This is a genomic window from Treponema sp. R6D11, from assembly GCF_054786075.1.
The window spans coordinates 1-8,869 of the sequence record NZ_BDHD01000078.1; the positions used below are offsets into that span (position 1 = coordinate 1).

11 protein-coding genes are annotated in these 8,869 nt (G+C 40.2%); 6 read left to right on the top strand and 5 right to left on the bottom strand.

The genetic code is table 11. From position 1 onward, the window contains the following. The first annotated feature begins 156 nt into the window (after nucleotides 1-156). The 3 genes from ACYVTD_RS07895 to ACYVTD_RS07905 all read left to right on the top strand — a co-directional run bounded on the left by ACYVTD_RS07895 (nucleotide 157) and on the right by ACYVTD_RS07905 (nucleotide 2,001). Nucleotides 157-402 carry a hypothetical protein gene (locus ACYVTD_RS07895; RefSeq protein WP_461247229.1) on the top strand — a complete coding sequence of 82 codons (246 nt, stop codon included), beginning with the start codon at nucleotides 157-159 and terminating at the stop codon, nucleotides 400-402. Between the two features lie 15 nt (nucleotides 403-417). Then, the gene (locus tag ACYVTD_RS07900) at nucleotides 418-972 is read left to right on the top strand and encodes a hypothetical protein (RefSeq protein WP_461247230.1); all 555 of its coding nucleotides are present in this window, start codon (nucleotides 418-420) and stop codon (nucleotides 970-972) included. 66 nt (nucleotides 973-1,038) lie between these two features. After that, a complete protein-coding gene (locus ACYVTD_RS07905) occupies nucleotides 1,039-2,001 on the top strand; it encodes an amino acid--tRNA ligase-related protein (protein ID WP_461247231.1) in 963 nt (320 codons plus the stop codon). Nucleotides 2,002-2,063: 62 nt separating this feature from the next. On the opposite strand, the gene ACYVTD_RS07910 is transcribed toward ACYVTD_RS07905, so the two are convergent. The 4 genes from ACYVTD_RS07910 to ACYVTD_RS07925 form a co-directional block, all read right to left on the bottom strand. Next, entirely contained in the window at nucleotides 2,064-2,552 is a 489-nt protein-coding gene (locus ACYVTD_RS07910) for an LEA/WHy family protein (protein WP_461247232.1), read from the bottom strand. A 20-nt stretch (nucleotides 2,553-2,572) separates the two neighbouring features. Next, nucleotides 2,573-3,409, bottom strand: a complete 837-nt coding sequence (gene amrB / locus ACYVTD_RS07915; protein WP_461247233.1) for an AmmeMemoRadiSam system protein B — start codon at nucleotides 3,407-3,409, stop codon at nucleotides 2,573-2,575. Between the two features lie 67 nt (nucleotides 3,410-3,476). Next, entirely contained in the window at nucleotides 3,477-4,010 is a 534-nt protein-coding gene (locus tag ACYVTD_RS07920; RefSeq protein WP_461247234.1) for a hypothetical protein, read from the bottom strand. 8 nt (nucleotides 4,011-4,018) lie between these two features. Next, nucleotides 4,019-5,506, bottom strand: a complete 1,488-nt coding sequence (locus tag ACYVTD_RS07925; protein ID WP_461247235.1) for an NFACT RNA binding domain-containing protein — start codon at nucleotides 5,504-5,506, stop codon at nucleotides 4,019-4,021. Between the two features lie 167 nt (nucleotides 5,507-5,673). Here ACYVTD_RS07925 and ACYVTD_RS07930 point away from each other — a divergent pair, with 167 nt between their 5' ends. The 3 genes from ACYVTD_RS07930 (at nucleotide 5,674) to ettA (ending at nucleotide 8,048) form a co-directional block, all read left to right on the top strand. Next, nucleotides 5,674-5,910 carry a DUF433 domain-containing protein gene (locus ACYVTD_RS07930; protein WP_461247236.1) on the top strand — a complete coding sequence of 79 codons (237 nt, stop codon included), beginning with the start codon at nucleotides 5,674-5,676 and terminating at the stop codon, nucleotides 5,908-5,910. Between the two features lie 7 nt (nucleotides 5,911-5,917). After that, nucleotides 5,918-6,271: a DUF5615 family PIN-like protein gene (locus tag ACYVTD_RS07935; protein ID WP_461247237.1), complete on the top strand. Its 354-nt coding sequence runs from the start codon at nucleotides 5,918-5,920 to the stop codon at nucleotides 6,269-6,271. 79 nt (nucleotides 6,272-6,350) lie between these two features. Continuing rightward, nucleotides 6,351-8,048: an energy-dependent translational throttle protein EttA gene (gene ettA / locus ACYVTD_RS07940; protein ID WP_461247238.1), complete on the top strand. Its 1,698-nt coding sequence runs from the start codon at nucleotides 6,351-6,353 to the stop codon at nucleotides 8,046-8,048. Between the two features lie 5 nt (nucleotides 8,049-8,053). On the opposite strand, the gene ACYVTD_RS07945 is transcribed toward ettA, so the two are convergent. Further along, nucleotides 8,054-8,869, bottom strand: an 816-nt coding sequence (locus ACYVTD_RS07945; RefSeq protein WP_461247239.1) for a PilZ domain-containing protein, incomplete at its 5' end; no start/stop codon positions are given.

Consider the following 8,869-nt stretch of genomic DNA (forward strand, 5'->3'; position numbering starts at 1 on the left):
TAACATCATAAACTACGGATACCAAGGTAAAGGTGATTATGGTTTTCTTTGCCGGAGCTTCCGGTAAAACATCCAAAAAACTGATGATTGAAAGGTATTTTAATAGTGTACTAATTCATGGAAATATGGGATAATATAGATAAGAGGAGTTTCTATATGCTTCTTGAAAGAATTGATAAAACTCAGATTACTTATTCAAATAAGGAATTATTGAATGAGAATGACAGTAAATATTGGGAGAAAGCGTCAACTAAAGAAAAATTACAGACAATAACTTATTTAAGGGAGTGCTTTTATGGAAAAACAGCAACTACCGGAAGACTTCGAAGAATTTATACAATGTCTAAACTCAAATGCAGAAAATCAGATATGGCAGATGCTGAAAAATTAGAATATAGTTAAATCATGGACTTGGATATGTTTCAAAAAAGAGCGACAATAATCAGTCAGGTATGTTCTTTAATCATTGTCTTATTGATATGCGCCGTTAATATATGCTGTGCTCACAAGGAAACAACAAACAGTTCTGCCAATGAAAAATATGTAGTTTTAAAAAATAAATACGCTGCTTTGCCCTATAGTGTAATGGTTGATAAAAAAATTACCAAAGATGCCGCCGATATGATATTTAAACGCTTTGAAGCTATAGAGAAAGGAGATATAGCGGCGTTCAGGGCTACGTTAGGACAAATGGAGGACGGAGTAGATTATTATTATCAACTCGGATTAATATGTGAATTTTTTGGAGACTTCTTTGATATAGATTACGATACTTTTCACGATGCTGTTGCGGACGGCAGCGAAAAATTGACAGAAATCGCGCATACATTATTTTATGGTGAACATCCTTTAAAAAGCAGAAATACAGGACTAGTAATAAAAATAATGGAAGTTACAGATTCAGGCGGATTAAAAGTGACGACAACAAATAATAAAAAAGAAGAAATTATTTATAATTTTTCATATTGGTAATATGGAACCTCTAAAAACCTCGGTTAGGTTTTTAGAGGTTCCTAGATTAAACATAGGAGTTAAATCATGGACTTGGATATGCTTCAAAAAAGGGCGGCTATCATCAGGCAGGTACGCTCTTTTTTTGACAATAAAAATTATTTAGAATTGGACACTCCTCTGCTCTCCTGCGATTTAATCCCCGAATCCTGCCTTGAAGTTTTTCAGACTGAGCGTATTTTCCCGCATGGAAGCAAAAAAGAAAATCGTCCTCTTTGGCTTATTCCTTCTCCAGAAATTTTCATGAAAAAAATAATAGCTCGGCACAATGTAAATGTGTATCAAATATGTAAATGTTTCCGTAATGGCGAATCTTGCGGGTTTTTGCATAACAGCGAATTTACCATGCTTGAGTATTATACAATGAACGCCGATTATATGGATTCTCTTGCATTGACAGAGGAGCTATTTTTGCATTTGGCTAAAGATTCCGCTATTACCGCTAATAAATTTGAACATATTACTGTAGCACAGGCGTTTAAAAAATGGGCTGGCTTTGATCTTTTCGCTACGGCAAAGGAAGGTTCCGCCGCTATGGAGCTTCAAGCGCGTAAATTGGGACTTGAACCAATGCCCGATATGACGGTACATCAACTTTACGATTTAATTTTTATTCACGCCGTAGAACCGCAATTAAAAACTGAAAAACCAATCGCTCTGCTTGACTACCCCGCTTTTGTTCCATGTCTTGCTAAAAAATCGCCTAACGAACAAACTGTAGAACGCTGGGAATTGTACTGCAACGGCATAGAGTTGGCAAATTGCTATTCGGAAGAGAATGATCCTAATGCTGTAAAAGATTTTTTTATCAGCGAAGAAGCGGAGAAAAACAAAACCGCCATTGTAAAACACAGAGTAGATAATGATTACTGGAAAATGTTTGAAAACTTCCCCCGCTGTTCAGGTGTAGCGATAGGACTGGATAGATTGATTATGACACTTACCGGAAAAACAACTATAGATGGTGTATTGCCGTTTTTACGGACATAAACCCCTTTTCCCTCTTTGTGATCTTCTCTTCCTTTGTGAGCTTTGTGTGAGTTATTAACAAACTAGTCCGCTTTTCTTTTTACATCTGAAAGACCGGAACAATCGAACTTAACATTGGAAACAAAGGCTCTGGGGACATTGAACTTTATCTCGGCTTGCCCTTTAAAGCGGTAATTTATACGCCTCATGGCAATAACATCGTCTAAAAGTTTTCTGTTTGTATTTATAAAATTCATCGTAAAACGAAATTGGGTTTTTTCTGAACTTTTTGCCGGAATATGCAAAACATCTTTGGCGACGCCGTCAGCCCAAAAAAGATTGTTGCCGTATAATTCATATTTTATCGACTCTAAGTCAATCGTAAAGTTATTGGGGTTTTCAATTTTTATTACCGCTTCAAATTCGGTAACAACAAGATCAGCTTGAATTATATAAATGGATACAACTTCAAATTCCGGCTCTATAACATCAATAGGTAATTCTACAAGCACAGGCTGAGATTTACACGTTATAAAAAGTAATGCAATTAAAAGTAAATAAATCTTACGCATATTTATATATCGACAAATTTCTAAATGTAGGAAAGTTCACTATAAAATACAGTGTTGTTTTCTGCGCTGACAGCGCTGACCATTTTATCGGCGACAGAACAGGTGCAGGTCTCGTCCAATAAACCGCTTTCAAAAAGACCCGCCGCCAACGCTCCACCGCAAGCGTTTAGCCGTCCTTCCAAAATCGCGGAAGCAAGGTCTGGGAAATTTTTTTCGGAGAAAAGACGCAAAACATCTTCCGCCAAGACTTGAGCTGTCTTTTGATCTGTATCGCTGGAAAGATTGCAAGAAACAACTATCAATGTTTCGTCCAAAACAGGCGTAATAACAGCTTTTAACGCCTGAGCAAGGTCGTAAATATACTGAGCTTTCGGCTGTCCCATCAAAATAGGAACAATCGACGCTTCGGGGAAACAGTATTTTACAAAGGGAAGTAAGATTTCGATAGAATGTTCGCTAAGGTGCGGAATATCATTAATTTCAAAGAATTTACTGTGAAATTCCAATTCTTCGGATATTTCCCTATCCACGGGGATATTGCCAATGGGGGTATGAAAAGAGTGGGAATTAGATAAAAACAGCCCTTTTTCCCTTTTGTCGTGGATTGGACCCAAAAGAACCACCCGTTTTATACTGCTACTTCTGCCCATAGCCGAGAAAAAAGCCTTGGCTGCCAAAGAACCTGAGTAATTCCATGCTCCATGAGGGGCTATAATCGCCTTTGCGTACCCGCCGCTACCCTCTTCAAAGCCAAAAGACCTTAAATATTCGAGCATTTCCTTCTTTTCTTCGGGGTAAAACATTCCGGCTCCCACCGGACTGCGAATCCGCCTTCTTTGGGCGAGCAAAGCTTCCATATATATTAACTCTAGTGTTTGGCGGAGCAGTATGCAAGGAAAAAGCGGAAAAATAAAATTTAAAAAATTATTTTTTTAACTTGAAATTCTCATTTAAAAGGTTTATAAGGGACGTCAATTTATCGTCAAATTTATTGGCAATTGAGGCTGTATTTAGAAGGTCGCTGCGTTCGCGGGAAAGCCAATTATAGAGCCTTTCTCTGATTTCAAGGTTAGAGCCTTCGCCTTTGACGATTTTAACCATAGCGGTTATTTCTTTTACGGTAAAGGAAATCCACATATTATTGCATAAAATATGATACCCTGCGCCTGTATCGGAGATTTTTATATCGAAAAATTTGCCGGTTTCTATGACTTTTTTGGGTTTTGAAACAGTCTTACTTTTACGCTGTTCGTCTTTTATCATAGTTTGATTAAGGGCATCTACCTGCATATTGTAAAGATGGACATGGGCTTGTTTTACAAGGAAGGCTAATCCTTCTTCGTCCAATTTTGGAATGAGAGATTTTAATTCTTTAGCAAGATTGTCCGCTTCGGTCGATTTTTTAACGGTTTTTTTAGCCGTTGTTTTAGGTTTACCGATTTTAGTCGCTTTCGCCATAGCTTATTTTAATACATAACTTTGCAATTTTCAAGAGAACGAAGCCGTTCTTCTTCCACCTTAACATGGAGATTTTTTTCCTGAGTAGGGATAACAAGCCCCTTTGGTCCGTTTTTGGCTCGTCTTAAATATTTTACCTGAGTGTAGAATAAATCGCCTTCGCCGTTATTTCTGCCCTTTGAATAAAAAATCGCAAGATTGCCTGCGTCAAGAAGTATCTCCAACGGAATCGATTTTCCCGCCCTTTGTTTTATAAACACATAGGAGCCGTGATAATCCCTTGCGTGTAGCCACATATCGTTCCCCTTAACATGACGGCGCAAAAGCTCATCGTTTTCATTAGCGTCCCTGCCCACAATGATAAGCCAATCGCCTCGTTTAAACGTAAGCCCCGGACGCGCCTTTTCCTTTTTTCCCGAAGCCGCTTTAGGCGCGGAAACGCCTGTCTTTAGCAATTTTGCCAAAATTAACGGATTAGTTTCTCCTAACAAGCGTTCTAACTTTTCCGTTACTTCTTTAAGTTCCCTCTCCCCACTTTCAATTTCCCGTTGAACATCGGCAAGCCCGTTTTTCGCCTTGCGGTATTTTTCATAGTATTTTTGCGCTTGTGCCGAGGGACTGACACGCGGCTCAAGTTCAATGCGTATATTTTCGCCTTCATACTCTGTTTCCAGCCATTTATCGCCATGTTTAATATTCGCTATATTAGAAAGAATAATATCGCCGTAAGTTTTTAACCTGCGTGAGTCCGTAAAAGACGCTTCTTTTTCCCGCAACCGCTCAAGCGCCGCGCTGATTCTGCCCATACTGCCTTCGCAGGTTTTCCTTGCCTGTTCCCGTAACGCTTCAAGCGAAAGGGTTCCTCCCTGTGCGGCGTAAAACTCATCGATTTTTTTATTGAAGGAGCCTTCTCCGGGTAGTGTGCGTATTTCATAGGAGCGTACTTCCCGAACACGAATGTCATTTTCGTTATCAGACTTTAATTTGATAGGTTTTGCTTCAATGTTTTCAGGAGAATAACTCCCCCCCGTAACTTCGCCACGCTTTGGCAGGCGACGCATGGCATCCAACACAACGCCGCTGTCATCGGTAACTATAAAATTCGCCGCATTTGACCAAAGACGAATGTACAATTTGTAAATCGCCGTCTGTGAAGATTCTTTTTCGTCATCGGCATTTATTGTTCTTTTTACAGTTATCCGCACAATGCGGTTATCCCCTATCTGCGCCGCTTCCGTTATCCAACCGTTTACAATCTTTGACGACAAAAATTGCGCGAAACGCAGAGGCTTTTCACTTTTTGGCACGGCGCGAAAAGCTTCATGCAGTCTACACGCGCCAGGACTCAACGAAACAAGCACCTGCTTTGTTTCCCCTTTTTTATGCAGACGCAAAATAATCACGTCAAACGCGCTCTGTACGGCACTCTGAATCTGCGCCCCCTCAAGAGCAAGTTCTTCGAGGATTAAATTAATTTCCTTCCAGTTTAGGGACATGGGGGTAGTATAGCATAGAGAGGTTAAATAGTTGTGGTTTTGTTTTGCCAAAATAGTTCAAGATAAGAAGTATAATCATCATATAAACGGAAATGAAAAATTCGCAATGGTTTTAGTACAGAAAATATAAGGTTGACAATTTATTAAAAAAAGTTGAAAATATATGTATGGGAAATGAAGAAATTATTAATTATATTGTAATTGATCAGGGTGTTCGTTTTGGTAAACCTTGTATAAAAGGAACCAGAATAACCGTTGGGGATATTTTACAATGGCTGTCAGAAGGAATACCTATTTCTGAAATACTCGAAGATTACCCTTTATTAAAGGAAATTCATATAAAAGCGGCGCTTGCTTTTGCTGCAAGACGGGAAGAAATTGTAAGGGTTTTAACATTGGTATGAATCATTTATGAAACTATTACTTGACGCAAATATTTCATGGAAACTTATAAATACTCTAGCACCGATATTTGGCGAATGTACTCATGTTGATTTAATTAATCTTACAGTTCCGGCAAAAGATATAGATATATGGAATTACGCATTAGAAAATGGATATATCATAATAACCAAAGATAATGATTTTCTGGATTTATTAGAATTAAAAGGATTTCCGCCAAAAGTAATCTTAATTAAGACAGGAAACAATAGCTCAAAAATATTGGCGGATTTAATTATTAACGTAAAACCAAAAATAGAAGATTTAGAAAACAATAACTATGGGTTACTAGAAGTATATGGTCCATTAAAACTAGTTAAGTGATTACTGCCGTATCGAAAGCATTGACGACTATATAGCATAGCCCCTGTAATCTTTCCCTCATTTGTGCTACACTTCTACTATGTCAACAGATGATAAAAAAATAATTTACTCCATGCATAAGGTTTCCAAAAAGCATGGGACTAAGCAGGTTCTAAAGGATATAAGCATCTCTTACTATTATGGCGCGAAAATCGGCGTTATCGGGCTTAATGGGTCTGGTAAGTCGAGTCTTTTAAAGATTCTTTCAGGCAAGGATACCGAGTTTGCGGGAGAAACAACTGTAAGCCCTGGTTATAATATCGGGTTTCTTGAACAGGAGCCGTACCTTGAGCCGGGCAAGACTGTTAAGGAAATAGTGTCCGAAGGGGCAAAAGAGTTGGTTGACCTTCTTGCGGAGTTTGACAAGGTAAGCGAAGCGTTTGGAGACCCCGACGCAGATTACGATAAACTTGGTGCGAAGCAAGCGGAATTGCAGGAAAAAATCGAAGCCGCAGACGGCTGGAACTTGGACAGCCGCCTTGAACTTGCAATGGAAGCCCTTCGTTGTCCTCCCGGCGATGAGGTTGTAGACCACCTTTCAGGCGGTGAAAGGCGGCGTGTCGCCCTATGCCGTCTGCTACTGCAAAAACCCGACATCTTGTTACTTGATGAACCGACCAACCACTTGGATGCTGAAACTGTCGCATGGCTTGAACGCCATCTGCAAGACTACGCAGGCACTGTAATCGCCGTAACGCACGACCGCTATTTTTTGGATAATGTCGCCGGTTGGATACTGGAGCTTGACCGAGGAGAGGGAATCCCATGGAAGGGCAATTATTCAGGCTGGCTCGAACAAAAAGAAAATCGCATGGCGCAAGAAGAAAAAGGCGAAAGCGACAGACGCAAAACATTACAACGGGAGCTTGAATGGATACGCATGAGTCCCAAAGGGCGGCATGCAAAGAGCAAGGCTCGTATTACCCAATACGAAAAACTTTTTCAGGACGATGAAAGGGAACGCTCACGGGGAGCGGTAACAAACAATAAAATTACAATTCCTGCGGGTCCGCATTTGGGCAAACTTGTAATCGAGGCGGAAGGATTATCAAAATCTTTCGGGAACAAACTGTTATTCGACAACATGAGTTTTACAGTGCCACCGGGAGCGTGCGTGGGTATTATCGGACCAAACGGCGCGGGAAAAACTACGCTTTTCAAATTAATAACAGGCACTGAAAAACCCGACGCGGGAGAATTGCGTCTGGGCGAAACGGTAAAAATAGGTTATGCCGACCAGATGCGCGCCTCTCTTGACGGCGAAAAAAGCGTTTGGGAGCAACTTTCAGACGGACAAGATTTAATTAAACTTGGCAGCGGACAGGGCGCAAGGGAAGTTAATTCCCGCGCTTACTGCTCTTGGTACAATTTTTCAGGAGCGGATCAGACAAAAAAGGTTGGAGTCCTTTCCGGCGGAGAGCGGAACAGGCTTAACCTTGCGATGATGCTCAAAGAAGGGGCGAATGTGCTTTTGCTTGATGAGCCGACAAATGACTTGGATGTAAATACATTGCGCGCTTTGGAAGACGCTCTGGACACTTTCGCCGGAGTAAGCCTTGTAATCAGCCACGACCGCTGGTTCTTGGATCGCATTGTAACGCACATTTTGGCGTTTGAAGACGGCGAAGTAATATGGTACGACGGCAACTGGTCAGAATACGCCGACTGGCGCAAAGAGAAACTAGGTTCAGCGGCGGACAGCCCCCACCGCTACGTGTATCGTAAGTTGGAAAGATAAATTTTTTATACCTGTCCCGCCAAGAAATCCGCGTCTTTTTCATCATCTATTTTTCTGCCGTATAGATGCTCAAAAAGGAAACGTGTGTCTTCAGGGGCAATGTTTATAAAGCGACAGCCTAAGTAGCCGGCGTTTTTATCTTTAAATTTCCTTACAATCTTTGCTAAAACATTAATTGTGCGGCTCTTTGTCTCGATAGTTACCGTTAACTCAGAATCAACTAAAAGAGTCGCCAACATACTGGAACCAAGCGGATACGCAAACATCAAACCGGACGCGCTTATATCAAGCACCTTGCCCTGAAACGGTTGATTCTCTACCTTCCCATGATCAAAATATCCGTTTTCTTTTAAACCAAACGCAAGCACTTTCGCGTATTGATAAACATTATCAAGTACGCTGAAATCAAACGGAAGCCTTCCCTGTTTATCAATCCAAATATGGATATACCCGATAACATATTCATGAAACAAAATAGGAACCCATGCGTCGGAAAAAATACCGTCTTTAAATTTATTCTTTAAAATACGCTCGGTATTTTCTTCCAAATATTTTTCGCCGATACCCGTAGTCTCAAGATATCTGTAAAATATATCCTCGGTTATTATGCGTTTTTTAGGATACGGATCGGTCTTTGGCAAAAATCCCACTGTCGAGGGAATAAAAAGCGTTTTCCCTGTTTCCGATACTATTTTTTCTTCCAAAGTTTCAGGTTTTTTATCTTTAAAATTGATTATCTTGTAACCGTCGGCAAAATTACTTAACATACCCGCTATTTGTTTTATAAGTCCTAAAAGATTGCTTGGATCAAGGTTGTTAAA